General features: G+C 58.2%; 20 protein-coding genes, 2 tRNA genes and 7 pseudogenes. 7 read left to right on the top strand and 22 right to left on the bottom strand.

The window, feature by feature from the left end; translation table 11 throughout:
• The first annotated feature begins 282 nt into the window (after window positions 1–282).
• Complete coding sequence (locus QMK58_RS14000; protein ID WP_053160784.1) at window positions 283–735, top strand: bleomycin resistance protein; 453 nt, start codon at window positions 283–285, stop codon at window positions 733–735.
• Window positions 736–869: 134 nt separating this feature from the next.
• On the opposite strand, the gene QMK58_RS13995 is transcribed toward QMK58_RS14000, so the two are convergent.
• Together QMK58_RS13995 and QMK58_RS13990 are read right to left on the bottom strand one after the other, a co-directional pair.
• Window positions 870–1,196: a DUF6694 family lipoprotein gene (locus QMK58_RS13995; protein WP_053160785.1), complete on the bottom strand. Its 327-nt coding sequence runs from the start codon at window positions 1,194–1,196 to the stop codon at window positions 870–872.
• A gap of 61 nt (window positions 1,197–1,257) precedes the next feature.
• The gene (locus QMK58_RS13990; RefSeq protein WP_053160786.1) at window positions 1,258–1,647 is read right to left on the bottom strand and encodes a hypothetical protein; all 390 of its coding nucleotides are present in this window, start codon (window positions 1,645–1,647) and stop codon (window positions 1,258–1,260) included.
• A 152-nt stretch (window positions 1,648–1,799) separates the two neighbouring features.
• Between QMK58_RS13990 and QMK58_RS13985 the strand changes: the two are divergent.
• Window positions 1,800–1,934, top strand: a pseudogene (locus tag QMK58_RS13985) (transcriptional regulator); the annotation flags it as partial.
• Between the two features lie 16 nt (window positions 1,935–1,950).
• On the opposite strand, the pseudogene QMK58_RS13980 reads toward QMK58_RS13985, so the two are convergent.
• The 3 pseudogenes from QMK58_RS13980 to QMK58_RS13970 all read right to left on the bottom strand — a co-directional run.
• Window positions 1,951–2,204: pseudogene (locus QMK58_RS13980) on the bottom strand (IS30 family transposase); the annotation flags it as partial.
• A gap of 63 nt (window positions 2,205–2,267) precedes the next feature.
• Window positions 2,268–2,706, bottom strand: a pseudogene (locus QMK58_RS13975) (hypothetical protein); the annotation flags it as partial.
• Between the two features lie 28 nt (window positions 2,707–2,734).
• A pseudogene (locus QMK58_RS13970) lies at window positions 2,735–2,959 on the bottom strand (phage tail protein); the annotation flags it as partial.
• On the opposite strand from QMK58_RS13970, the pseudogene QMK58_RS13965 reads away from it, so the two are divergent.
• Window positions 2,957–3,616 (top strand): annotated as a pseudogene (locus QMK58_RS13965) (tyrosine-type recombinase/integrase); the annotation flags it as partial. The pseudogenes QMK58_RS13970 and QMK58_RS13965 sit on opposite strands and share 3 nt — an antisense overlap.
• A gap of 82 nt (window positions 3,617–3,698) precedes the next feature.
• Here QMK58_RS13965 and QMK58_RS13960 read toward each other — a convergent pair.
• The 3 genes from QMK58_RS13960 to QMK58_RS13950 all read right to left on the bottom strand — a co-directional run bounded on the left by QMK58_RS13960 (window position 3,699) and on the right by QMK58_RS13950 (window position 5,082).
• A tRNA-Leu gene (locus tag QMK58_RS13960) sits at window positions 3,699–3,785 on the bottom strand.
• Window positions 3,786–3,980: 195 nt separating this feature from the next.
• Window positions 3,981–4,054, bottom strand: a tRNA-Cys gene (locus tag QMK58_RS13955).
• Window positions 4,055–4,380: 326 nt separating this feature from the next.
• Window positions 4,381–5,082 (bottom strand): GntR family transcriptional regulator, encoded by a 702-nt coding sequence (locus QMK58_RS13950; RefSeq protein ID WP_320396468.1) that lies wholly within the window; start codon window positions 5,080–5,082, stop codon window positions 4,381–4,383.
• Between the two features lie 174 nt (window positions 5,083–5,256).
• Here QMK58_RS13950 and QMK58_RS13945 point away from each other — a divergent pair, with 174 nt between their 5' ends.
• The 4 genes from QMK58_RS13945 to QMK58_RS13930 all read left to right on the top strand — a co-directional run bounded on the left by QMK58_RS13945 (window position 5,257) and on the right by QMK58_RS13930 (window position 10,226).
• Window positions 5,257–6,090 (top strand): fumarylacetoacetate hydrolase family protein, encoded by an 834-nt coding sequence (locus QMK58_RS13945; RefSeq protein ID WP_053160789.1) that lies wholly within the window; start codon window positions 5,257–5,259, stop codon window positions 6,088–6,090.
• Window positions 6,091–6,169: 79 nt separating this feature from the next.
• Complete coding sequence (locus tag QMK58_RS13940) at window positions 6,170–7,090, top strand: VOC family protein (RefSeq protein ID WP_320396467.1); 921 nt, start codon at window positions 6,170–6,172, stop codon at window positions 7,088–7,090.
• Between the two features lie 104 nt (window positions 7,091–7,194).
• Window positions 7,195–8,805, top strand: coding sequence for a bifunctional 3-(3-hydroxy-phenyl)propionate/3-hydroxycinnamic acid hydroxylase (locus tag QMK58_RS13935; RefSeq protein ID WP_053160791.1), 1,611 nt, complete (start codon window positions 7,195–7,197; stop codon window positions 8,803–8,805).
• A 68-nt stretch (window positions 8,806–8,873) separates the two neighbouring features.
• Window positions 8,874–10,226, top strand: a complete 1,353-nt coding sequence (locus tag QMK58_RS13930; protein WP_320396466.1) for an outer membrane beta-barrel protein — start codon at window positions 8,874–8,876, stop codon at window positions 10,224–10,226.
• Between the two features lie 272 nt (window positions 10,227–10,498).
• Here QMK58_RS13930 and QMK58_RS13925 read toward each other — a convergent pair whose 3' ends face one another.
• The 14 genes and pseudogenes from QMK58_RS13925 to QMK58_RS13860 form a co-directional block, all read right to left on the bottom strand.
• On the bottom strand, window positions 10,499–11,575 hold the full coding sequence (locus tag QMK58_RS13925; RefSeq protein WP_320396465.1) for an alpha/beta fold hydrolase: 1,077 nt from the start codon (window positions 11,573–11,575) through the stop codon (window positions 10,499–10,501).
• Window positions 11,559–11,981 (bottom strand): hypothetical protein, encoded by a 423-nt coding sequence (locus QMK58_RS13920; protein WP_320396464.1) that lies wholly within the window; start codon window positions 11,979–11,981, stop codon window positions 11,559–11,561. The genes QMK58_RS13925 and QMK58_RS13920 overlap by 17 nt, the downstream gene beginning before the upstream one ends.
• Window positions 11,978–13,294, bottom strand: a complete 1,317-nt coding sequence (locus QMK58_RS13915; protein ID WP_320396463.1) for an alpha/beta hydrolase — start codon at window positions 13,292–13,294, stop codon at window positions 11,978–11,980. The genes QMK58_RS13920 and QMK58_RS13915 overlap by 4 nt, the downstream gene beginning before the upstream one ends.
• A 191-nt stretch (window positions 13,295–13,485) precedes the next feature.
• A pseudogene (locus QMK58_RS13910) lies at window positions 13,486–13,596 on the bottom strand (NAD(P)-dependent oxidoreductase); the annotation flags it as partial.
• Window positions 13,596–13,916, bottom strand: a complete 321-nt coding sequence (locus tag QMK58_RS13905) for a LysR substrate-binding domain-containing protein (RefSeq protein ID WP_413817415.1) — start codon at window positions 13,914–13,916, stop codon at window positions 13,596–13,598. The pseudogene QMK58_RS13910 and the gene QMK58_RS13905, both read right to left, overlap by 1 nt.
• Window positions 13,913–14,416, bottom strand: coding sequence for a LysR family transcriptional regulator (locus QMK58_RS13900; RefSeq protein ID WP_320396461.1), 504 nt, complete (start codon window positions 14,414–14,416; stop codon window positions 13,913–13,915). The genes QMK58_RS13905 and QMK58_RS13900 overlap by 4 nt, the downstream gene beginning before the upstream one ends.
• Before the next feature lie 303 nt (window positions 14,417–14,719).
• A complete protein-coding gene (locus QMK58_RS13895) occupies window positions 14,720–14,914 on the bottom strand; it encodes a hypothetical protein (protein ID WP_320396460.1) in 195 nt (64 codons plus the stop codon).
• A gap of 488 nt (window positions 14,915–15,402) precedes the next feature.
• Entirely contained in the window at window positions 15,403–16,299 is an 897-nt protein-coding gene (locus QMK58_RS13890) for an alpha/beta hydrolase (protein ID WP_320396459.1), read from the bottom strand.
• A pseudogene (locus QMK58_RS13885) lies at window positions 16,296–16,490 on the bottom strand (aldehyde dehydrogenase family protein); the annotation flags it as partial. The pseudogene QMK58_RS13885 and the gene QMK58_RS13890, both read right to left, overlap by 4 nt.
• 123 nt (window positions 16,491–16,613) lie before the next feature.
• Complete coding sequence (locus QMK58_RS13880; protein ID WP_320396458.1) at window positions 16,614–19,079, bottom strand: efflux RND transporter permease subunit; 2,466 nt, start codon at window positions 19,077–19,079, stop codon at window positions 16,614–16,616.
• Window positions 19,080–19,084: 5 nt separating this feature from the next.
• Window positions 19,085–20,224, bottom strand: a complete 1,140-nt coding sequence (locus QMK58_RS13875) for a WD40/YVTN/BNR-like repeat-containing protein (protein WP_320396457.1) — start codon at window positions 20,222–20,224, stop codon at window positions 19,085–19,087.
• 20 nt (window positions 20,225–20,244) lie between these two features.
• On the bottom strand, window positions 20,245–21,603 hold the full coding sequence (locus QMK58_RS13870; RefSeq protein WP_053160801.1) for a DUF1329 domain-containing protein: 1,359 nt from the start codon (window positions 21,601–21,603) through the stop codon (window positions 20,245–20,247).
• 13 nt (window positions 21,604–21,616) lie between these two features.
• Complete coding sequence (locus tag QMK58_RS13865) at window positions 21,617–23,245, bottom strand: DUF1302 domain-containing protein (protein ID WP_053160802.1); 1,629 nt, start codon at window positions 23,243–23,245, stop codon at window positions 21,617–21,619.
• A 405-nt stretch (window positions 23,246–23,650) separates the two neighbouring features.
• Window positions 23,651–24,535, bottom strand: coding sequence for a LysR family transcriptional regulator (locus QMK58_RS13860; protein ID WP_053160803.1), 885 nt, complete (start codon window positions 24,533–24,535; stop codon window positions 23,651–23,653).
• Between the last annotated feature and the right edge of the window lie 50 nt (window positions 24,536–24,585).

The following is a 24,585-nucleotide window of genomic DNA, read 5'->3' as shown; positions in this document are numbered from 1 at the left end:
AATCCGTGGCTACTACAAACATTAGTTTCTACATCGCAGCTTTTCATTATGAACCGCCCCGGGAACTCTGGAGGCTTTTTGGTATGAATCACGCCGCCATGGCAGAATAGTCGAACTATCGATAGCAGGCCGCTTCGGCCTTTGCAGGTAATACGTCACCGATGGGCTCCAGCGCCATCGATGGCTGCCCTTCCCCGCCCCGCTAGCAGAGTCTGATTTCGCCGATCAACGTTTTACAATGCTCCCTCCCGGCGAATGAGCCGATTGAAATGGACGTCACTCATGTTCGAACGTAGCAAACTGGTTCCGGAATTAATGGTCACTGACCTGGATAGCAGTCTGGCTTTTTGGGATTCTTGCCTTGGATTTGAAGTGGCCTATCAACGCCCAGAAGACGGTTTCGCTTACCTGGACTATAACGGTGCACAAGTAATGCTTGAGCAGGTTGACCCGCACGCCAGCCAATGGCTAACGGCCCCCCTGACAAAGCCGTTTGGAAGAGGAATCAACATCCAGATTGACGTTGTGGCTGTCGCACCCATCATCCAAAAACTTGGTCAGGCTGGGTTTCCACTCTATCTAGAGTGCAAAGACACTTGGTACCGGGCTAACAATGTAGAAGTCGGCCAGCGCGAATTCATCGTCCAGGATCCCGACGGCTATCTCGTTAGGTTGGTAGAGCGTTTGGGTGAGCGACCGGGCGACCTTTCTAGAGAAGTTACCTGCAAGAAATGAAGCGACACGGCATTCTAAGGAACGAGTTCAGCCTAGCGGACAACGAGAATTGTCTGTCGACAGGAATGGCTTGACGACACATTGGCATCAAAAAAACCGAGGCCGTGGCCTCGGCTTTTTTCGCAACCTAAGACTTATGGTCTGAATTGAATAGGCTTATTACCGCCGAAGTTCTTTTTTTCGATACCAGCTTTCGCGTAGGCCATGAGTTCTTCAGCATTTTTTCCGTCAACGGATTGCGCAAAAGATTTACCCTCTTCAGCGACGCCTAGTCCCATTGCTTTTGTCACTGTCGACGAGAACTCACGCTGCTTATCGGCAGGAAGGCTCTTCATCATTGCCTGAACCGATTCACCGAACGATTCGTACGAGCTGCCATCAATCTTTTTTTCGCCGCAGCCAGCGAGCATGCCCAGTGCCAGGGTCAGTGCAGCCACGCCAAAAAAATTAACTTGTTTCACACAATTATCCTTATCGATGTCGAAAACGAAGCATCACCGAGCATATCAGAGAGGCTTTTAATTACAGGCCGGCTGCGTTCAGCATTGGATTGCTGCTACCGCCAGCGGTGCCATTTGCCTTGTAGGCATTGGCCAGCACGCCTGCTTTGCTCCACTCGAAAACGGTCGACTCCGACTTGTTCTCACCGACGAAAGGGATAGCGGTGATCAGGGTGTAGTTGTACGTCCAGATTTCCTTGCCACTGATCTCGTTACGAGCCGGCGGGTAGCCGATTGCGGAGATCACGTCGGCCTGGCGGGTCTTGCCCTTGACGAAAGTAGCCAGCTGTTCAGGTGATACGTAGGTGCCGGTCTTCATGTCCAGTTTGTCTGCGACTTTCTGCACGCCAGCGCAGCCGCTGAGTAGTGCGACAGACAGAGCTGCTGCTGCGAAAAAGCTTACTTTGTTCAAACTGAATTCCCTATATTACGATCTAGTACGCTTGATGGCTCAGTGACATCTTCAGCGCTCAGATACTAGAACGTTTTCAGTGCGAAGTCACCCAAGATGGTCATTCTAGAGCGGCCGGCCTTTATTCGAACAAACCTGAACTGGAGCAGAAAATGTCCCGTCTCGCATAATTCCGTGCACTTGAACAACAGCTCGCCGCCCAGTTGGCCGAGCTCTAAACCCTGAAAAACGACGACGGTCTGAAGCGCGAAATGGAATTCGCGCAAAAGCTTCGCGACCTGTTGGGGTAGTACGGCTACAGGCGGCCATGGAACGGATCGAGTTACCTGCCACCACTGCACGCGAAATCTCTTCGCGCTCAGCCAACGTCAGCGCCAATCTGGACCTGCGGCGTACAGCGGGTCTGATACCGAATGTTTGCGCCAAGATGCGTGTATCGATGAATGGTTTCGATCAAATAGTTGGGCTATGTGCTGGAGAGAGTCACCTTTGTGCCAGTGATCCAACATCAGTTTTTTCTGGCTTTCGATGTAATAGATCCGAGGTCTCTGTTTCATCTGCAACACTCCTTCTGCTTACACAGAATTTAGTTGTGTTGCATCGACCGGTTGAATCCACAAATTGATGCTGACCATCACCCTACCCTTGCACCGCCGCATGAAGTCGGCCATGCGCTCATAGTTTTCGAACGGAAAATCCACCCCGTAGCCTGTGGTCTGCCAGTACAGGGGATCCATGTAATGGAAGGTGTGCGCCCGGTCATAGCGCTCGGCGCATTCCAACCACGGCAGGTTTTCCACGTAGGTACCGGCCAGGCGTTGCCAAGCGTTCGAGAGGTTTTCTTCGATACGAAGTAGGTTGATCGACGGGGTGGTGGTGGCGGTGCCGAAGGTTTGCCCGGAGACCTTGCCCGCGAAGGCATGGTGCTGCAGGTAGAAAAATCGGGCGGCGCGCTGTCGGTGAGTCTTCGACGTAGCATTCATCGGGTGGAAACAACGGAATGAGGCGATCGGCCAGGCGGCGTTTGCCACCCATCCAAGGGATGATAGGTGCAGACATGGATAGCAAGGACCGACTCCACCAGGTATGCCTGCTGCGCCGGGCGTCGGGTCAAACGTTCCTGCGCGGCCCAGCGAAACGCCGTCTGCCGGCGCAGTTCATCGAAGGCTGCCGTGTCCAGGTTAAAGTAGAAAGGCCGTTCATTGACCTTCAGGGGGTAGAGAATCAGTAGGTGCGGGAACGGCTTCACCGCGTCGGGAATCGGCGACATGTCGCCGGCAAACCACTCGGTGGGGAAGATGTTGCCCAACGCGGCAGGCGCAAGTCAGCACCGGTCCGAGCGAATCGAGAAAAGGCGCTGCTGAGCGCAATATGGAACTACGCCAGAGACAAGGGTTACACGTCATTGGCCAACCCCTGCGCTGGTGTCAAGGGTAATAAAGAGACCGGTCGGGATACTTACGTCGAACTGCTCAAGCGCGTGCACGATAAGGCTGATACCGGCCTGCAAGATGCCATGGACTTGGCCTATCTGACCGGACAACGAGTGACTGACACACGACTGATGGACGAGCGCGATGTCCGCGACAGCCAAATATGGTTACTTCAGGGGAAAACAAAGGCTAAACGACGAATCGAGGTAACTGGTGAGTTGAAGGTATTGATTGATCGAATCATGACCCGAAAGTCGGGGCACAAGGTCCGCTCGACGCGGCTGATCGTGTCAGAGGATGGCGCACCGATGACGGTGGCGATGTTGCGCAGGAGGTTTGACATGGCCAGGGAGGCCGCTGGTGTTTCCAAACCGGAGTTTAAAATGCGCGTTTTGCGAGCAAAAGCCGGTACGGATAAGGCAGAATCCAGTGGTGACATGATGCAAGCCAAAGATCAACTTGGGCATACCACCGTTGTTATGACGGAGCAGTACATCCGCAACCGTAAAGGCAAAAAATTTTCGCCAACCAAGTGAATTCCGGACCAACTCCAAAACTGCGGACCAGAAACAAAAAAGGGTTTGCATCAGCTTTCGCCCGCAAACCCTTGATTTTAAATGGTGCCCGAAGCCGGAATCGAACCGGCACGCCCTTACGAGCGGGGGATTTTAAGTCCCATGCGTCTACCAGTTTCGCCATTCGGGCGGTAGCGCGGTGAAGCCGTCTAAAACTTGCCGAAATACACTCTGGCCGTCCTGACGCATTTGCAGCAGAGGTGGGAGAATATACATCCCGCCCCGGTGAAGCAAGTTTACAAAACCCCTTTTCAAGACTAAATCTTGCAAGTATTACAAATAAAAAAGCTCCGTAAATCATAGATCTACGGAGCCTGTTTATAAGTGGAGGCCGAGGTCGGAATCGAACCGGCGTAGGCGGATTTGCAATCCGCTGCATAACCATTTTGCTACTCGGCCTCAAAACATTTGCTGTCAGTAGCACAACATCAAATGCGTAAAAACTTGGAGCGGGGACAGAGAGTCTAATTAACACCCTATCTCCTTGAAAACATTGAGCTTTTTTAGCCGTCAGTGCTTTCGATGGCGTGAATTATGTACTCATTTTTTGAGGCTGGCAACCCCTTGATTTCAAAAAAAATTCCGCTCGCGAATCGGATAACCCCATGAAGGTCCTTCCTCCGTTCGCGTACACCCGACGACAGGGCGTTTCGCCATCAAAACATTCTTTTTACTGCGAATGCATTAAAGCTTCGATTTCCAGGCTTGCCGCTGAGTATTGAGGCTTAAGCCAATAACGCGTGCTTCAACACCGAGTCGGTAGTGGTCTGATAATGGCTGGACAACAGTTCGCACGCCTTGTCGATGTCCTTGGCCAGCGCCGCATCCATCAGCTGTCGATGTTCGTCGGGAACATCACGCTGGCTGCTCTCTTTGTAATGCATCGAAAGAAAGCGATAGCGCGCGGTCTGATCGCGCAGTGATGTGCACAAGCGCAGGAGCGTTGGTGAATTGCAGCTGGAAATCAACGCCTGATGGAACAGTTCGTGGGCGTTTTCCCATTCCGGCTTGAGCAAGCGCTCCGGGCCTTCGACGATGGTCAAGCGATCGAGCCTGTGATGAGCGGCGAGGACCCGACTCTCCCACTCCACATCACCCTGACGAATGGAGTCGGCCAACGCTTTGCATTCAATGTGCAATCGTGCAGCGGTGATGTCGGCGATTTCCGCTGCGGAAATTCGCCCGACACTGAAACCCTTCTGATCCGCCGCCGAAACGAAGCCGCTGCTGGCCAGGCGCGACAAGGCTTCACGCAAGGGAATCACACCCACGTCATAGGCGTCGGCCAGCTCCTTGAGGCGCAGGCGACTGCCTGGGGCCAGTTGGCCATTGATGATGTCCTGGCGAATCCTGGCTTCGAGTTGCGAGGCCATCGTGCGTTTTTCCGCGACGTCTACGGGTTGCCAACTGATCTGAGGGGAATTCACGCTCGACTCCTTACGCCTTGTTCTGCTGAATCATACACAGAAGGCAAAATTTCTCACATCTGCAGGAATATATATTTTTTGTTGACGATATATTTTATTGGTTTTAGCTTAGTGACTACGCGATCGGCTGCCTTTGAGCGCCGCCCCTTTTCAAATCCAACAAGAGAAACCGTCATGCGCTACGTCCGCTTCCTCAATCAAGGTCAACCTGTCCTGGGTGTCGTCACTGCCGAAGGCGTGCGCGTGCTCGGTACCGAATCTCTTGAATCGCTGCTGGCCCGCGGCGTCGACTTGACTACCCATGGTGCCGAAGCCAACGGGGCGCTGGTCGACATCGCCGAAGACGCTTATCTGCCATTGATGGCGCGCCCTACGAAGATCGTTTGTGTGGGTCTGAACTACGCCGACCACACCAAAGAGTCGCCTTACGCTCAACCAAGCTACCCAACCCTGTTCCCGCGCTGGAACTCCAGCCTGACGGCCCACAACAAACCGCTGGTGCGTCCGCGCGTTTCCGACACCCTCGATTACGAAGGTGAAATGGCCGTGGTCCTGAAAAGTGGCGGTCGTCACATTCGCAAGGAAGATGCGCTCGAACACGTTGCCGGTTACGCACTGTTCAATGAAGGCTCGGTACGTGACTACCAGTTCATTTCGCCGCAGTGGACCGTCGGCAAAAACTTCGATGACACCGGTGCATTCGGCCCGGTCCTGGTCACCGCCGACGAATTGCCAGCAGGCGGCAAAGGCTTGCTGCTGGAAACCCGGGTCAACGGCAAGGTCGTGCAATCGGCCAACACCGACGACATGCTGTTCGATGTCGCCACTATCATCTCCACGCTCAGTGAAGCGGTGACCCTGGAAGCCGGCGACGTGATCGTCAGCGGCACCCCGGCCGGCGTGGGTTTCGGTATGAATCCAAAGGTGTACCTCAAGGCCGGCGACGTGGTCGAAGTGTCCATCGAGGGCATCGGCAAGCTGGTCAACCCGGTAGTCGACGAAGCCTGACAACACCGTTCAAAACTCGTGCAGGGCTGTCCTCAAGCCCTGCACGCTACAATTACAATAATTAAAAATGGAGGCAATCATGAGCGTGTCCCATGGTGTGCATTCAATTGATCACTACGCGCTGAACGTTCCGTCGCTGGACGAAGCCTGCCAATTCTTTGAAAGCTTCGGGCTCGACGTAGAACGTGGCTCGGACCAACTTCTCCTGAGGGCGGCCGACGGACATGTGTGGGCGAAGATCCTGCCGGCTGCCTCCAAATCCCTGGCCTACCTGAGTTTCAATTGCTACGAACAGGACTTCGCTGCGCTGCGTCAGCAGATCGAAGCCGCGGGCGGCCGTTTTGAAGATCGTCCAGGTGCCGGCATCTGGTTCCGTGATCCGGACGGCAATCTGTTGCAGGTCAAGGTCGGCGAAAAAACCATGCCCGACCACAAGACCGCCCACCGCAGCAGTGACACCCCCGCCAATAGCCGTGGCGCAACAACGCGTGATGCCCTGGCACAGGTCCGCCCTCGCCGCTTGTCCCATGTGCTGTTGTTCACCCCGGACGTGCTCGGCGCCCTGCACTTCTATGAACACGCGTTGGGCTTGAAGCTCTCGGACAAGTCGATGGACGTCATCGCCTTCAGTCACGCCGCTCACGGCTGCGATCACCATTTGGTGGCGTTTGCCAAAAGCAGCGCCAAGGGCTGGCACCACGCGGCATGGGAAGTCGACAGCATTGATGAAGTCGGCTCCGGCGCCGCGCAAATGGCCGCAGCGGGACACACCAAAGGCTGGGGCACTGGCCGTCATTGCCTGGGCTCGAACTACTTCCATTATGTGCAGGACCCGTGGGGTTCCTTCTGCGAATACTCGGCAGACATGGACTACATCGCCGAAGGCAGTGAATGGCCCGCTGGCGATTATCCGCCGGAAAACTCCCTGTACCTGTGGGGCCCGGACGTTCCGGACAACTTCATTTTCAACACTGAAGCGCACGCTCCGGCGCCCACCTGAGCCACCTCTAAAAAACCTGACTTCCTGCATCGCGCGATTCCATTGAACCGCGCGACGGGCCCGGCCATGTCCGGAAATCATTGCGAAGTACACGAGGTACAGTCATGAATCAGCACACCACAGTCGATGTCGCCATTGCCGGTTACGGTCCCGTCGGCCAGACCCTGGCCATTCTGTTGGGCCAGATGGGTTACTCCGTAGCCGTCTTTGAACGGTGGCCGGCGCTTTATCCCCTGCCCCGCGCGGTTTTTTACGATCATGAAATCCGCCGTATCTTCCTCTCCATGGGGCTTGGTGAGGAGCTGGCAAAAATCTCCCAGCCATCGGCGCGCTACCAGTGGTTCAACGCCGACTGGAAAGTGCTGGTGGAGATCGACTGGTCAGCCGAATCCATCAGCGACGGTCCGTTCGGTTACCTGTTCAACCAGCCATCCCTGGAAGCTGTACTGGATCGCAAGGCCAAAAGTATCGGCAACGTGCAGATTCATCAGGGCTGGGAAGCTACCGCGCTCAAGCAAGACGCCAATGGCTGCGACATGATGCTCAATCGGGTGATTCGCGAAGACGGCAACTTCTCGCTCGGCGAAGAGCAGCAAAGCGTCCGCGCCCGCTATGTGATCGGTGCCGACGGCGCCAACAGTTTCGTGCGCCAGTCACTGAATATTGAATGGCAAGACCTGGGGTTCCAGGAAGACTGGCTGGTGGTCGACCTGCAGCCCAAGCCGGGTGTGGAACTGGATGTGCCGGACATCGGCCAATGGTGCAACCCCGAGCGTCCGACCACCATGGTCCCTGGCGGCCCCGGTTATCGCCGCTGGGAGTTCATGCGCCTGCCCCACGAGACCCTCGAAGACCTGCAAGACACCGACAAGGTCTGGTCGCTGCTGTCGCGTTGGGTCACGCCGGACACCGCCGACCTGGTGCGCCACGCGGTCTATCAGTTCCGCTCGCGCATTGCCGCGAACTGGCACAGCGGCCGGGTGATGCTCGCCGGCGATGCGGCCCACGTGATGCCGCCGTTCATGGGCCAGGGCATGTGCTCGGGGATCCGCGATGCATGGAATCTCTCCTGGCGCCTCGACCTGCTACTGCGCGGCCTGGCGGACAACAGTTTGCTGGACAGCTACACCCTGGAACGCAAGCCACAGATCCGCGCCGTGATCGAAGCCTCCATGGCCATGGGCAAAGTGGTCTGTGTGTCCGATCCGGTGAAGGCTGCCAAACGTGACACGGCGTACCTGAGCGGCAACGTGGCGCCACTGCCACCGTTCCCGGGTTTGACCGACGGTCTGTTGCAGGAGGAAGGTCAATTGCGCGGCATTCTCGGAGTACACGGTTCGATCGAGATCGATGGCAAGGTCAGCCGCTACGACGACGTCATCGACCGCGGTTTCCACCTGCTGGTCAGCGGTGACGAAGATCCGCTGACACTGCTCGATGCACAGCAACTGGACTTCATTCGCGCCTACGGCGTGCAGGTCGTGCGACTGGCAGCGCAGGCCAACAGCGCCAAAGGCATCTACCGCGACGTCTCCGGCAAGTACCTGCAGTTCATGGCAGAAGCCGGGCTCAAGGTCCTGGTCGTGCGCCCGGATTACTACTGCTTCGGTGGAGTAGCGCAACTGTCGGCCCTGCCGAAACTCCTCGACTCCCTGCGCCGGCAATTGCAGCAGAACGCCCCTGTCGCCAGTGGCGCCCGGGCCTGTCACGTCTGACACCGGTTTCTCGGGGGCATGGATGCCCCCCCTTTCAGCACTCTGACAACAAAAACAAGAGACAGACAATGCACAACATCAAGGTGAAAACGCTTGGTGCGGTTTTGGCCGCCTTCGCAACGCTCAATAGCCACGCCGCCGAAAGCCCCGAGACAGGCGAAGGCACGCTGTTTCGCAGCCTTTTCGGCGACACGCTGGAAAAGGACTACGGGATTCAGGTCTCAGGTCTGTTTGACGCCGCCTACTCACGCAACAACCGCTCAACCCACGACGAGCGCCAGGACGGCCTGAGTAACCTGCCCGTGGTCGGTTTCGCCGACGAAGGCCTGGAATGGGGCAGCCTGCATCTGTTCGTCGACAAGGCACTCAAAGGCGACATGGTGCCGCGCATCACACCCCTGCCCGGCCCGAAACCGACTGAAGCCTCCTTCGGTTTTACCTTCGAAGCAAACTACGGCCGTAACGCCCAATTCGCTCGCACCCAGGGCTGGGACATGCATTGGGACGTCAACTCCCCCGGCGATGACGACCTGGCCAAAGCCCAGCGGGACAAACAGAAGTTCCTCGCCGTGCCGAACATCGCCGCGACCGCCTACTTACCCTACGGTCCTGGCATCACCGCCATGGCCGGGGTATTCGGCCCGGCACTGGGCTATGAAATCCCGCCCAACATCCGCGCCGCGCGCAATCCCTTTGGCAGCAAGAGCTATGCCTTCGTCAGCGAGCCCGGCACCGTCGGCGGCGTATTGCTCGGCACCCGCCTGTACAACGGTGAGTCCGGGATTCTCGGTGCGGAGTTGGGCGTTGTGCAAGGCTGGAACAACCTGCGCGACAACAACCGCAAGGCGATGCTGGGCGCCCTGCGCTGGCGCACGCCCGACATGAACACCTGGATCGACTATGAGTTTCTCGTTGGCGATTCACAAAACGACAGTCGCAGCGACATACAAACACCCCGCGGCCGCGTGATCTCCGAAGATGGCCAATTCAAGCAACAGCACTCGCTCAATGGCTGGCACAAATTCAATGAGCGGTGGTCGATGGGCGGCGAAATGGTCTACGGTCGTCAATCGGGCGATGGCAATGCATCGACCGTGGACATCGTCACCGGTCCCGGTTTTGATGGCGCGCATTGGTGGGGAGCCAACGTCGTGTTGACTTACCAGCAACGCAAGGACTTGTCGTTTTCCGTACGGGCCGAGCATTTCGACGACCCGGACGGCTACGTTCTGTTCCCCTCTTCCATTGCTCGTGGCGCGCTCAATGCGCTGACCACCGGCCTGCGCTACGACTTCAACAAATACCTGTCGCTGCGCCCGGAACTGCGCTACGACTGGTTTAATGGTGACGGCGATGCGCGCCCTTTCGGCCAGGGTGATGCACGAAACCAGCTGACTGGAACCGTGGAAACACTGGTGTAATTCTGACATGAAGTTTTGAATGCTCCGGGGTAACGAGCTCCCGCTGCCCCTCCTGAATGACCGTCGATGTTTGAGCCAGACCGCTATGGGCAGATCACTACGCTTTGATCAGGGCGTGCCCGACTGCGCCACCGACACCGCTACCGATGATCGTGCCAATGGTTTCGCCCGCCAGGGACTACCGGGAGAACGCTCAAACACCCTCGAATTACACGTCTCGCTCGACCCTGTACGGATGATCCGAGGTTTCACACCGGCTGCAGCATTGGTTTTCAGACTGATCGGTCGCCCAACCATTGATCGAGCCTGGGCCACATCCGTTTGACCGCGGCCGGCCCCGCCACCAGGCTGACATGACCGCCCGGCAGCATCAGCTCCTCCTTGTCGAGCGAACTCACGCGAGCCACCAGCGGTTGTGCGCAGTCCGGTGGCACCAGGGAGTCGTATTGCGCGATCACGTGCAGTAACGAGACTTCGATATTTTTCAGATCAACCTCTTGGCCACCGATGCGCATGCCGCCTTCGCAAAGTGAGTTGTTTTTACCCAGTTCGTGGTAAATCTGCCGCAAATATTCGCCGGAAAGCGGCAAGGTCTCGGCACTGAAACGCGCCATCATCCGGTAACCCCTGACGTAGTCCTCGTTCCACAAGTTGTCCAGGAGGCGGGCCTTCCCGGCAATACGGCCCGCGGGGCGATGCAGCTCAATTGCTTTGATGATGGTCTCCGGCGGGACAAGGCCTGTCGCATCGATCAAGCGCTCGATGTTGATGTGCCGTTGTTTGGCCAGGGGCATTTTCGTCCAGTCGATGGGGGTGGTGAAACAGACCAGGTTCTTCAGCGGGCCGCCGGGATGCAGTGCGGCGTAAATTGTCGCCAGGACACCGCCCATGCAGTAGCCAATCAGCGTGACGTCTTCCACACCCGTGTCTTGTTGTACTCGACGGATACAATCGGGAATGAAGTCGAGCACATAGTGTTCGAGCTTCAGGTGGGACTCTTCCCGGGTGGGCGCGATCCAGTCCATGACATAGACGTCGTAACCCCTTGCGAGCAAAAACTCGATCAGGCTCTGCCCCTTGGTCAGGTCGAAGATGTCAGCCTTGCTGGTCGTCGCCATTACGAACAACAACGGCACGCGGTAAATCTCGTCCGCTGTTGCGTGATAGTGGTAAAGGCACAAGGTCCCGCGGCGGTGCAGCAGGGTCTTGGGCGACAGGCCTACGGCCGGTGGCGGGGTGCCGAGATACTCAATGCCCTTGAGGCCGCGCTGGACCATCATGCCGAGCTCCGAGCGCAATCTGCCAGCCAACGACGAGTCGGCGACCTTGTTGTCATTCGGCCGAGTCATCTTTGATCCCCTCCTTTTTTTTTCGTTTGGAGGCCGGCTTGAGAAGCGCCGGGCCTGCTTCCGCCAGTGGACCTCGCGTGCGTGGGGGGCGAGGTGCAATTGCCGTGCTGGTGGGCGGCGCAAGCAATCGGTCAAGCTTGTCTTCAACCCGCCGCAGGGACGCGGCAAGGGCGTCGATTTCGCCACGGCCTGGCACGTCCAGACGCTTGTACAAACGCTCCAGCGATGTTTGCGTCAGGTGCTGCAAGCCAAGCGAAACCCTGGTGTATTGGTCGATCACGAGACCCAGTTCTTTCGAGTCGATATTTCGCGCGGCCAAGGCATTGACGCCGTTTTCGAACCGGGTGACAGCCTCACGATACAGTTTGAACGGATCAGGCAATGCCATGATGTACTCCTCGATCAAGGGTTCACAGTGCAGTTTTTTTCTGTTGGCCAGGTTTGCCGAGCAGCCATTCGATCAAGACTGCAAATGGCTTTGCGCCGCATCATGACGGTCGGCAAGCACCACGGCTTGATCAACACCTCGCAGGCTCTGCTCGCCTTTGGCGACAGCAGGCGTAACAAGGCGATGCCCCACCGTTCGGTGACAACCCACGTGGTCAATGTAGTAGTCGCGAGCTCGTCGGTGACGGTACGCAGGCGCGAAGGCTTGCGTGGCAGGCAGTCAGCGATTTCAATCGTCCGGTCCGCCGCCGGTTGCCGCGCGAATGCGCCCTTCAATGCATTGCCGATGCGCTGCAGCGCATCGCGGCTGGCACCGTTGACCGAATCGAAATTGAGGAAACCATGGAACTGACCGCTGTAGTGCAACAGTTCCACCGGCACGTCATCAGCGCGCAGGCGGGCGGCATAATCCAGGCCATCGTCGCGGATTGGGTCGAAACCGGCACTGACGATAACGGCCGGTGCCAGGTCGTGCATATCGGGGTTGCGGCGTGGCGAATACCAGGGATCGAGCAAGTCCAGTGTGGCGAGCGAGGGTGCCAGGGTTCGCTCGATCCATTGCACCGCATGATCGGTCAGAAGGGTCCGCCCGTACGCGTTCTCCGCATAGGAAGGGAACCTATCCACCAACTCGGTTGCCGGGTAAACCAGCACTTGCAGACTCAGGGCCGGGCCGCCGCGACGCAGGCTTTCCTGAGCGACGGCCGCACAGAGATTGCCGCCGGCCGAGTCGCCACCAATTGCCAGGCGAGTCGTATCAATTCCTAGTTGCTCGCCATTTTTTGCCACCCATTCAAGCGCCGCGAGCGCATCGGCACGCCCCGCAGACAGATCGTGCTCCGGCGCCAGACGATAGCGCACGGCGATCACGATGCAGTTGGCTGCCAGAGCAATGCTGCGGCAGATTCCATCGGCGGTGTCCAGATCGCCAATGATGAACCCACCGCCGAAAAACCACATAAACGCAGGCTGCAGCTGCGTGGCCTCGTCAGGTTTGAAGATGCGCAAAGCGATTGCACCGCCCGGTCCCTTGATCAGTTGCTCAGTCACCGACCTCACAGGCGGATTGCGCCCCAGAGCAAGTGCCGTCAATCGCCAGCCCTGGCGCAACCTGGGCAGCGAGTAGTTCTCTGCCGGGCGAAGGCTGGCGGATAAGTTGGCCAGGCGCAGGAACGCACGGGCCTCGCTATCGGGTTGGTGTGCGCGCAATACGCGAGGCATGCCGACAGCCGATGGCTCAGGGACCACCCGTTGTTTTTGATTGTTTTTCATTGCCACTCCACTCGCAGGGCTTCCGTATGCCGTGCACGAGCAACAGCTTACTGAGCGCCACGGTTGCAGTGGCTACCCTCAATGGGGGGGGTAAGCTTTTTTTCAGGCCGGCAGACACGATTTCAACCCGCTCACGGCTTTGGCATCTTTCGAACTGACGAACAGATACACGCCACACTCAATGAAGTAGCACGCCCCGTATACGCAATGCTCATACCGAACGCCTGGGCTCGTGCAGCCACTGCTCTGCCTATACGGCCCAAACCGACGATGCCCATTCGTGCGCCAGACACCCGCGCAGTCATCGGAAGGCGGCCGGCTGTCCATTCAGATCATCCCAATATGGCGGATCGCCAATCGCACTGATGAAGTAATCCCACACCACGCGAACTTTCTGAGAGCGGAGTCGATTCTCGGAGGAAATCAAATGGATCTGGCTTGGCGTCTGCTCGACCGCCCCCTCCCAATCCGGCAAAAGCTTAATGAGCTGCTTGTTTATTAAACTCTCTCTACTGAAGAGCCAAGAAGGAAAAAACACAATCCCCCGCCCCGCGAGCGCCGCCTCTACCAGTACCTGGCCATTGTTACTTCTGAGCGGGCCATGCACCTCGATGATTTTCACCTTGTCACTGGCCGGTTTCCTAAAATACCAGCGCTGCGGGCACCGGTTCCCTTGTAGACCTGACATGCGTGGCTCTGCAGATCCTCTGGCGAAACGGCTTTCCCATACTTCGCCAGGTATTTTTCGCTAGCGCATAAAACGTATTGTTGGTTGCAAATTTTCCGGCCAATCAATCCGGAGTCCCCCAAGTGCCCCACCCGAAATATGATGTCTGCGCCCTCTTGAACCGGGTCGATAAAGGCATCGGTGACCGTCAGTTCAACAGTCAATTGCGGATACTTGTCATACAGACCATTCAACAGTTTCACGATATGCAGACTGCCGAACGCAACCGGCGCGTTGATCCGCACAAGACCACGGATCTCGCCTCCCTTACCAGTGACGTCCTCATCGGCGGCATCCAGCAACTCCAATACTTCGCGGATCTGCACGTAATAGCGCTCGCCCGCTTCCGTCAGCTTGACTGTGCGAGTATTGCGATACAGTAGCTGCTGGCCCACCTCCCTTTCAGCGCTGCGATAAAGCGTGAAACGGACGACGCAGGGACGCGAAAGTGTCGCGCCGTCGCCGAGAAGTTGCCGGTCACGGCAACCATGGCAAAGTACCGGTGCGCTTTGAGGTGCATAGGGGAATTCTCCAACAGAAGGCGCGGTGGATCTGTACTAAAACAGAACGGCTCCTGATTGTCCTCTTGGACTCGCCGCCCAGACCTGTTTGCATCAGACATGAAAAGGCAGCCGCACCAAATACCGGTGACGGCTGCCAATAGCTCAGGAACTGGAACCTTGCCAGGTCGCGATTGCTTACCCTTGATGAGGCGCGTAATCGACATAACCTGCGGCCCAGCCGCCGTAGAAGGTTTCGCGCTTGGCTTCTGTCAGAGGCCAGTTGTTCTCCAGGCGCGCCACCAGATCGGGGTTGCTGATGTAAGCGGTACCAAACACAGCGAGGTCGATGAGGCCGTCATTGATCAGGTCTTGCGCACGTTGGCGCGACATGCCGCCAGCCAAAATGAGCGCCGTGTCAGACAATTTTGATTTCAGGGTCGACAGCAAATTGATAAAAGGCGCTTTCGGTCGCAGGTACGACACTTGCAGGGCTGTCAGATTGGGAAGAAAGAGACGAAAGCAAAGGTACTGATCCGACTGTTTGAGTGACTGGCCAGGACTCAGAATAAGTCCATGAGTCAAAGCTGGGGCCACCCTTTAAAACCCACCGGTAAGGCACAGCCATATACCTGGCAACCAGGTGCATAATCGGTATGGATAGCTCTTGGCGGCTGGTTAAAGATTGCAAGGGCCGCCAGGATAAACAGGCAAAAGACTACCGTGGTGAAGAGCATTTTTTTTATATTCATCACTGAGCTCACGCAGGGATTTAAGGAGCTATTACACAAATTTTCCGAACACAAAAAACCTATCTTTAGAAAGCAGCTCACTTTCTTTTCACATCAGGTCTCAAGACTTGAATGACATGACTAAGACAGCTATTCGCCCCACTGCTGTTCAAAGAAACGTGCAAGACCTGCGATGGCTTCAAGAGCCTCCTCCAGTTGGTCCACCATGCCTTGGAAGACGTGGATCATGCCCGGCCAGACATCCAGCACCACTTTCACATCAGCAGCTGCTAAGCGCGCCACCAGCTGGGTCGAGTCGTCCAACAGACACTCGCTACTGCCCACTTGAATCAATACTGGGGCGAGGCCGCGCAGGTCTGCCAGGACGGGCGATGCCAGCGGGTGGCGAGCATCCACACCGTTCAGATAGAGGTCGGCCATCGAAGGGCCTTGACCGAGGCGGCCTAGCATAGGGTCTACCGCGCGTTTGTTAGCCCAGGATGCGCCACTCTGGGTCATGTCTACCCAGGGTGACATGACTGCCGCAGCAACCGGCTGCGCTAGCCCGGCGTCGCGAATTGCAAGCAGCAGCGCCATGCTTAACCCACCACCCGCACTGTCTCCCGCCACCGCCAGACACTGCGGATCGATGCCACTGCCAAGCAAGCCGCGATAAGCGACCACCGCGTCGTCTACAGCGGCTGGAAACGGATGCTCAGGTGCCAGCCGGTAGTCGATGGTGAGCACGCGCGCTTCACAAGCTGCCGCCAGATGGCTGGCCAACGAGCGGTAGGCATTGGCACTTCCGACGGCGTAACCACCGCCATGCAGATAGAGCAATACCCTGCCCGCTTTGACGCGTTGGGGGTGCGCCCACAATCCGGGCACACCACCCACCTGCGCCGGCTCGAAACTGCAACCTGGGGCGATAGAACCTTTTGATAACAGTTGTTCGGTTAGTTGTCGCTGCTGTTCGATGGGCAGCGTGCCCAGCGGCGGCATTTGTTCCAGCATGGCGACGATCGCCCGCAGTTCCTGTTGGCTCATAGCCTATCTCTCGAGGCGAATGACGTTTTACCGTGTTTGAGCTCGTTCGGCTTAACGCCCAGGCACATGTATTTGATTTCCAGGTAATACTCGATGCCGTACTGCGAGCCCTCTCGGCCAGGACCCGACGCCTTGATGCCGCCAAACGGCGCGACTTCGTTAGAGATCAGGCCGGTGTTGATACCCACCATGCTGGCTGTTGTTGCGGTATTTGGAGAGACCCATGCGCCGTCGATAAAGGCCTGCTGACAAAACAGTGAGGCGTCTTGCAATTGCATTGGTCACTCCAACGAGCCCGCCGAAACGGGCCCAACTCAATGGGGAAGGCTGTCCAGAACGCGCTGGCTCAATGGGTCATTATCGCTGTGCTTGCTGGCTTTGTGCCGCGCGGACGACGCTATTGGCCGCAGCGCCGGCTTGAGCAAAAAGCTGGCGAGCGCCGGGAGCAGGATCAGCGCGCCGAGCATGTTCCAAAGGAACATAAAGGCCAGCAAAATGCCCATATCGGCTTGAAATTTGATCGGCGAGAACACCCAGGTGGCCACACCAATTGCCAACGTGGCACCGGTCAACAGCACCACCCGCCCGGTAAACAGCAACGAGCGGTAGTAGGCCTCGGACAACGACTCACCATTGCGCATATGCACCAGTAGGATGCTCAACACGTAGAGTGCGTAGTCGATACCGATGCCGACGCCCAGGGCGATCACCGGCAAGGTGGCCACCTTGACGCCGATGTCCAACCACACCATCAACGCCTCGGCGAGAATTGAAGTGAGTACCAACGGCAGGATGGCGCAGGTCACCGCGCGCCAGGAGCGGAACACCAGGAAGCACAACAGGACCACGGCGCCATAAACCCAGAACAGCATTTCGCGGTTGGCCTTTTTCACCACGATATTGGTGGCTGCCTCGATGCCCGCCGTGCCGGCGGCCATCTTGAACTGCTGCTCGGCACTGTTGTTTTGCGCGGCAAAGTCTTCGACTACCTTGACCACACCACCCAGGGTTTCGGCTTTGTGGTCGGTGAGAAAAACCCGCAGCATCGACACATCGCACACCTGGCTGACCAGCGTCAGCGGCGCGTATTTCACCAGATTATTGATCACCGCCTGGTTGGGCAGCAAGCCAATCCACTTGGGATTTCCCTCGGTCAACTGGCTGGTCATGATCTTGATAAACGAGGCAAACGAGTCGGTCGCGGCCACACCTGGTTGCTGACGCAGTTGCCATTCGAGGCGGTCGATTTTCTCCAGCAGCGCGTAGTCCATGCACTGCCCCTCACGCGAGTTGACCATGACAATAAACACGTCGCTGGCGTTGCCGAAATGCGAGGTGATATAGGCGTTGTCCTGATTATAGCGCGAGTCCGTGCGCAACTCCGGCGCCCCCGGATCGAGGTCGCCGATTTTCAGGTTCAGGCTGACCGTAAAACCCACGAGACCCAACACCAGCGCCGCCACGAGCGTGGGGCCGGCCACCTTTCGCTTGGTGAACTGGTCAAGGAAACGCCAGAGCGGATGGCGAATGCCGCTGCTCATGTCGGCCTGTTCGTTACGCAGGCTGCGCACGGCGGCCTTGTGCCCTACTCCCACATAGCTGAGCACCACAGGCAACAGAATAAGATTGGTGAAGATCAGAAACGCCACGCCAATACTGGCGGTCGTTGCCAACTGGCGGATCACTTCAATGTTGATCAGCAGCAACACGGCAAAGCCGACTGCATCGCACGCCAGCGCGACCAGCCCGGCCATAAACAAACGGCGGAAAGTGTAGCGCGCGGCGATAAGCTTGTGCGTGCCGCGGCCAATGTCCTGCATGATGCCGTTCATTTTCTGCGCGCCGTGGCTCATGCCAATGGCGAACACCAGAAAAGGCACTAGGATGGTATAGGGATCCAGGTCGTAGCCCAGCAGCGGCAACATACCCAACAGCCAGCTCACCGACACCATCGAACACAGCAGCACCACCAGCGTGCTGCGAGCGCAGCGGGTGTAGTTGTAGACCAGTACGCCGGCGATCAGAATGGCCACGGCAAAAAACACTAGTACCTGGCCCAGCCCGGCAATCAGGTCACCCACCACTTTGGCAAAGCCAACGATGTAGATGCCGGTCGAATCACTCTGGTATTTGTCGCGGATGTGTTCGAGCTTGGCGCTGAACGCGCCATAGTCAAGGGGTTTTCCCGTCTCGGTATCGATATCGAGCAATGGCACCAGTAGCATGCTCGACTTGAAGTCCGGCGCCACAATGCTGCCGATTTCGCCGGAGCGCTCGATGTTCAGACGCAAGCGGGCCAAGGCCTCGGCAGAACCGTCGTAGTTGGAGTCGATAACCGGGCCGGCCTCGATGCCTACTTCGGTAATACCGCGCCACCGCATGGTCGGCGTCCACAGCGACTTCATATACGGCCGGTTAACGCCAGCGAGCAGGTACACCTCATCGCTGATCTTTTGCAGGGTGGCCATGTAGTCGGCATCAAGGATTCTACCCTTACGGTTCTCCACCACGATGCGCACAACGTTGCCCTGCCCGGCCAGATCATCCTGGCGGGCGGTGTAGTTCTGAATGTAGGGGTGGTCGTTGGGGATCATCCGCAAAAAATTGGCGTTGAGCTTCAGGCCGTTGAATTGAGCGACGAAGAACGCCGTCAGAAACAGGCAGAACAGCAACACCCACAGTCGATGGTTAAACAGCAGCCGCTCCAAGGCGGAACCGGAGCGCTGATCAAAGTCCTTGAGGTCGGCAATGACAGGCGCTTCTTCGTGAATAGAATGCATGGGTATTACTCCTCGGAAGCGGTATTGGCCAACGCAGCCGGGGGAATCTGCACAACACCGGCCAGGCTAGACAACAGAATGCTGCCGCTGGTGGTTTCAACGGCGCCGGTTAATGGCGCGCCCCACTCGAATGCCAAGGTGCGGAAACTGCGTCCCTGGTCATGGCTAAGATGAATACGACCGGACTGATCGAGCAGCAACACATCGCCGTTGCTACGGCGAAGGGCGGCGTTGAAGGTGGCGTTGTGGCTGCCCGGCACCTGGGCCTTTTGCCAATTGTCACCGGCATCATCGGAAACAAACGCGTTGCCACGCAGACCATAGGCGAGCACCTTGCGCTGGCCTATTGCGAGCAAACCGAAATAGCTACCGTCATAGGGTGATGGCTGCGCCGCGAGGGTTGCCTGGGCGCCTGCGGACTTGAGCACTAATCCCTGCTCGCCAACCGCTAGCAAGTTGCCGTCGACTTTTTCCAAGGCATAGACATGCATGCCATTGGGGTTGTCGAGTGCTTGGGAAAAGCCCTGCCAGGTGGCGCCGCCATCGGTACTGCGCAGCGCCAGATTGAAGGCGCCGACCACGGTCACGGTGCTCGAGTCTTCAACCAACAGGTCGAGAAACGGCTTGTCCGGCCCGTCGTTTACCAGACTTTCGGCGCGGTCCAGCAGGTCTTCACGAGCGCTCTCGTCGAGACTCGCCGCCTGTTGCCGTGCCTGAGTCAGCAAGGTGCTGGCAGCACCGATGCCATCCAGCTGCTTCTGCCAGCTTTCGCCCGCATCCGCACTGTGCAGCACCACGCCCATTTGGCCGATGGCCCAACCCTGACGCTCATCGGCGAAGGCGACGGCGGTGAGGTTGACGTCCACCGGAACCTTGGCACTACGCCAGTGTTGGCCGTCATCGTCAGACAGCGCGATAACACCGTGCTCGCCAACCGCCACCAGGCGTTCACCGGCTCGGGTTATCGCCAGCAGCATGCTGTGATGCACCTGCGCAGCGGCCGGCGCCGGTCGTTCAAGCGGCGTAGCGGACGCCGATGTTTGCGTGTTCTCTGAGGAACTGTCAGCAGCCATGCTGGGGGTCGCGAGCGCGGCCCCCATGATGACCGCACCGACCATAAACCACTGGAGGTCGAGGCGTTTCATAAGCGTTACCTGTATTGAATTCAGCGGACGCCTGAGCGCTCGAGTTGTTGCGGTGTGAACATCTCCGGCGGCAGCACCTTGAAGTTCACTTCGCCGCTGTCGTTCAACGTGTTCATAAAGGTGTAGTCACCGGCTTGCAGGTTGTAGACGATCATCGGAATCGTCATGTTCACCGGCGCCTCGGGGAAGGTCATAGGCGGAAGTTGAAAGGTCTTCCACAGCTGGCCTTTGGCGTCCCACAGATCGCTGCCGACGATGGTCCAGCTATCTTCGTCGATGTACATGCGGCGTTTAGGTACCACGTGCCGTGCGCCCGGTTTCAGATTGGCTTCTACCACCCACACGCGGTGCAGTTCCCAACGAATCAGGTCAGGGTTGGCGAACTTTTCGCCGACCAGATCGCTGGATTTGGCATACGCCATATTGTTGCCGTTGTAGGGCACATAGAATTCCTGACGGCCCATCAGTTTCCAGGTGTAGCGGTCGATCGCGCCGTTGAAGCCCCAGCTGTCATCAAAGTTGGTCAGCCCCGAACTGAAGTTGTTCGGCACGTCGTACTGCACGTTGGGCGCCTTGCGCAGACGGCGCTGGCCGGTCAGATAAGCCCAGGCATTTACCGGGGTGATCATGCCCTGGTCCGGGTTGGCATGGACCAGTTGCTTTTCGCCTGCCGAATAGGCCGGAGCAGTGGCCGTCACCAGGGTTGGGCCCCAGAGTTTGCCCTGCCAGGGATCGGGACGGTTGTCGGGGTAATGGAACGGCGTAGTCACCTGCAGGATATTGCCCGCCGTCAGCGCACGCTTGCCGCTGGAGGACACGAACCAGGTGTTGGCGTTCACCGTGCTGTCCGTTGCGCGCCAGTTCCACTGCACGTTGAAGATCGCCTGCTCGCCATCCTGCGGAATCGGGAACGGCACACCACCTGCATAGGTGTTCATGTCCAGAATCTGATTGGTCAGCGTGGTGCGGGTGGCGTTTTTCAGGGTGCGGTCATAGATGTACTGCGGTGCCGCCGCGGTGCGGTGGCTGGGGTATACGTCGATGCGGTAGCCGGGGTAGTTTTTCAGCAGCTGCTGCGAACCGAGGAACAGCTTGTCGGCGTATTGCGCGACATTACTGCCACTGATGCTGAACAACGGTTTTTCGTCGGCGAACAGCTTGGGAGGCAGCTTGGGGTCTTCGCGCGTTACGCCCTCGGTCAGGCCGCCGGTCCAGGCCGGAATCGAGCCATCGGCATTAGCGGCCTTGATGGCGCCAAACGGGGTCAGTTCACCGCCCAGGCGCGCAGCTTCGGCGGCGCTGACCGCTGCCAGGGTGTGCAAGGGCAAAGCGGCGGCCACGCACAGGGTCAGCAAGGCGATCTTGTTGTTGTGTTTCATGCAGCGTCTCCAGTCAGAACGAGTAGGCGAGGTTCAGCAGAACGAAGTCGCGATCGTGATAAGCGTTGTTGTCATCGGAGCCGAGGTACTTCGTGTAGCTGATGCCACCTCGCAAGTTGCCGGCGTATTTGAAGTTGAGGGCGGTGGTCACATCGCCGCCGTGGGCAGCACCGGTGTTGTTGAAACCGGCATCCACCGACGACCTGCCGGTGAAGTTGTAACCCAGGGTGATTGGGCTGCTGAGGTCGATTGACGGCAGCGCCTGGTACCAGGTGGGCTCGAAGATCGTGCGCAAACCACCGGCGGTGCGCACGGTGTTGTCCTTGTCCCGGCGCTCCTCGTTCTCGGTCACTTTGTAGAGGTGGTTCAAGCCCAGCTCGCCGGTCAACTGCGAGGTGTCCCACAGCGACACGCGCGGCAGCACCCAGATGGTGGAAATCTGCGCATGGATGGTTTGCCCGACTGCATAGCCGGCATTGCTGCCGCCGTTGATTCGTTGATCGTCGACCACCACCAATTGGCTGGAATCACTCACCAGAGGCACGTTGTCGCGGAAGGAGATTTCACCGGCGACGTTGGCATCGCCGACCTTCGTCGAGGCGCTCAGGCCGTACAGCTTGATGTCTTCGGGATACACAAACAGGTACTCGTCGGGCACCGCGACGCCCGGTGCAACCGTGGCCATGTGAAGGAATACCTGCGGGGTCTTGGCGTGGTAGCGCAGGAAATAAGCGCCGTAATCCCAGTCGTTGTCGAAGTCTCGGTACTTCATGGCCAGGCCCCATTGGCCACTGTGTTCGCGGGGTTCTATATCCCGACCGCGAGGCACGCCAAAGCCTGGCGCCAGCAGCAGGTTTTCACCACCTTTGAACACCATGTCGCCGGTGCTCCAGTAAGTACCCGGTGCGGCGACGCGCGTCTGTTGGTACTCGAACTGGTAGTAGCCTTCGACCGACAATTTGTCCGTCAGCGACAGCGCTGCCGACAGCTGATTGACCGGCAAAAACACTTCCTTGGCCAACGTGCTCGGCACCGAGAGGGCCTTGTAGGCATCGTTGGGTGCTTGGCCGTGGGCAATGCCGTTGGTCGCCAGAAACAGGCTTTCGCCCCACAGCAAGGTGTGCTGGCCCAGACGCCAGGACAGGTAGTGACCGTTTAGATCGATGCCGCTGTGAACAAAGGCGTCGAGCAATTCGATATCGCGTCCGGCCTGGTCTTTGGCCTGGGCGGTGAACTGGTCATTGTCCACCGTCGACATGTTGTAGCTGGCCGCGGGAATGCTGCGATGGTCACGGTTGTAGACGTTGTCGTACCAAGCCGCCGCGCTAATGCGCACGCCACTGTTGGCCGCGTCTTTCAGGTTGAAGTCGAACTCGGTGAGAATATCGAACCGGTTGGTAATCAGATCGTGCTTGTTGAACGCTTGGGTACCGTCGTTGGTGTTGATGTTGCTGGTGTTGTAGTTCGACGGTGCTTCGGTGCGTTGGCCAATCTGGTACTTCACCGTGTTGTCCCAGCGCAGTTGGTAGTCGTCGGTGTCCAGCAACTGGGCGGCCTGGGCCAAGCCCATACCGCTGGCGGAGATGGCGGCGATGGTGGCAGCGAGGGTGGCGCGGCAGACTCGTTGTTGTTGTTTTGTCATGTTGTGTTTCTACCCCGGTGAGATGTGCTCTTTTTCAGGCGTGTAGAGACCCTGCACGAGCACGCAGAGCAGCTCGCGGTTAGGCGTTGAAACAAGAATGGAAGGCGGGCTAGATCGAGCCGGGCACTTCTGGCGCCGGCACCTGAAGCCCGATCATTGCAGGCGGGGAAGATCTCCCGCCACGAACGGGTGGGACGGCGGCACGGGTTGGCGGATACGCATTCATGTCCTGTTTTTTCCTTGTAGTTTCCGGACAATCCAAACGCTGAGGTCTGGAGATGCTTGCGCTTCGACGAGGAGTCCGAAGAGGAGCACGACCTCACATTCCCGCAATCTCTGCCAGGGTTCTCCTATCGAAAGATAGAGCGAAGATAGTTGGCGGCAAGGGGGCACTGCCGCCGGTGCTCAGCCCTGCTCGATCAACCGCTGCGCCAGCCAGCTGCCGGCCCGGCCGGGGGGTGTGTCGACGCGGTGGATCAATGTGAACGACTGCTCGCCCAGCTGACGAATCGGCACCGTCAGACGTACCAGCCGTCCCTGGAGCAAGTCGTCTTCAACTCGGTGCAGCGGCATATGCCCCCAGCCAAGACCGGCGCGCAACAGGGCCAGCTTGGTATCGAAGTCGGTTACCCGCCAGGTGCGTACGCCACTGATGGCCAACGAACGTCCCTCGGTCAGCCCGCTGGCATCATCCAGAATCAGCTGCAGGTGCTCGCGCAGCATGGCCATGGACAACGCTTGCGGTTGCGCCGCCAACGGGTGGCTGGGTGCCGCGACAGGCACCATCTGCAGATGGCCGAAATCACGCGCCTCGATATGGTCTGGCCAATCGTAAAACAGGCCGCTGACACCCAGCACACAGGTACGCGACTCCACCAGTTGCTGTACCCGGCCCAGCGGTACGCTTTCCAGGCGCATCGCCACTCCCGGAAATTCGGCCGCGAAGTGACCCAGCACGGTAGCCAGGCGCTCAGACGGGTAAAGCACATCCACCGCCAGGCCGATCTCGCCTTCCAACCCCTTCACCAGGTTTTCCACCCCGGCCTGCAACTCATCGCTGAGCAGGCACATACGCCGCGCATACGCCAACACCGCCGCCCCGCTCTGGGTAAGGATCGGCCGGCGCTTGCCGCGCTCAAATAGCGTAAGACCCAGCAGCGCTTCCAGGTTGGCAATGCTGTAGCTGATCACCGGCTGCGTGCGCCCCAGACGGCGCGCGGCCGCCGAGAACGAACCGCAGTCCACCACTTCAGTCAGCACCCGTAGTTGATCGAGAGAAGGCGTCGCCATGTATAAAACTTCTGAATACTTTAAATAGCTTTTACCCGGCTTATGCCTAT

It is taken from the genome of Pseudomonas sp. P8_241 (genome assembly GCF_034008315.1).
Lineage (GTDB): Bacteria > Pseudomonadota > Gammaproteobacteria > Pseudomonadales > Pseudomonadaceae > Aquipseudomonas.
Note: the sequence above shows the minus strand (reverse complement) of the source record. Positions and strands in the feature narration are given on the sequence as shown.

What these genes read in the sequence shown, in the direction of transcription:
- QMK58_RS14000 (WP_053160784.1), top strand. Translation starts at nt 283, where the DNA reads ATGTTCGAACGTAGCAAACTGGTTCCGGAATTAATGGTCACTGACCTG.
- QMK58_RS13945 (WP_053160789.1), top strand. Translation starts at nt 5,257, where the DNA reads ATGCGCTACGTCCGCTTCCTCAATCAAGGTCAACCTGTCCTGGGTGTC.
- QMK58_RS13940 (WP_320396467.1), top strand. Translation starts at nt 6,170, where the DNA reads ATGAGCGTGTCCCATGGTGTGCATTCAATTGATCACTACGCGCTGAAC.
- QMK58_RS13935 (WP_053160791.1), top strand. Translation starts at nt 7,195, where the DNA reads ATGAATCAGCACACCACAGTCGATGTCGCCATTGCCGGTTACGGTCCC.
- QMK58_RS13930 (WP_320396466.1), top strand. Translation starts at nt 8,874, where the DNA reads ATGCACAACATCAAGGTGAAAACGCTTGGTGCGGTTTTGGCCGCCTTC.
- QMK58_RS13925 (WP_320396465.1), bottom strand. Translation starts at nt 11,575, where the DNA reads ATGACTCGGCCGAATGACAACAAGGTCGCCGACTCGTCGTTGGCTGGC.
- QMK58_RS13915 (WP_320396463.1), bottom strand. Translation starts at nt 13,294, where the DNA reads ATGAAAAACAATCAAAAACAACGGGTGGTCCCTGAGCCATCGGCTGTC.
- QMK58_RS13895 (WP_320396460.1), bottom strand. Translation starts at nt 14,914, where the DNA reads ATGTCGCGCCAACGTGCGCAAGACCTGATCAATGACGGCCTCATCGAC.
- QMK58_RS13890 (WP_320396459.1), bottom strand. Translation starts at nt 16,299, where the DNA reads ATGAGCCAACAGGAACTGCGGGCGATCGTCGCCATGCTGGAACAAATG.
- QMK58_RS13880 (WP_320396458.1), bottom strand. Translation starts at nt 19,079, where the DNA reads ATGCATTCTATTCACGAAGAAGCGCCTGTCATTGCCGACCTCAAGGAC.
- QMK58_RS13875 (WP_320396457.1), bottom strand. Translation starts at nt 20,224, where the DNA reads ATGAAACGCCTCGACCTCCAGTGGTTTATGGTCGGTGCGGTCATCATG.
- QMK58_RS13870 (WP_053160801.1), bottom strand. Translation starts at nt 21,603, where the DNA reads ATGAAACACAACAACAAGATCGCCTTGCTGACCCTGTGCGTGGCCGCC.
- QMK58_RS13865 (WP_053160802.1), bottom strand. Translation starts at nt 23,245, where the DNA reads ATGACAAAACAACAACAACGAGTCTGCCGCGCCACCCTCGCTGCCACC.
- QMK58_RS13860 (WP_053160803.1), bottom strand. Translation starts at nt 24,535, where the DNA reads ATGGCGACGCCTTCTCTCGATCAACTACGGGTGCTGACTGAAGTGGTG.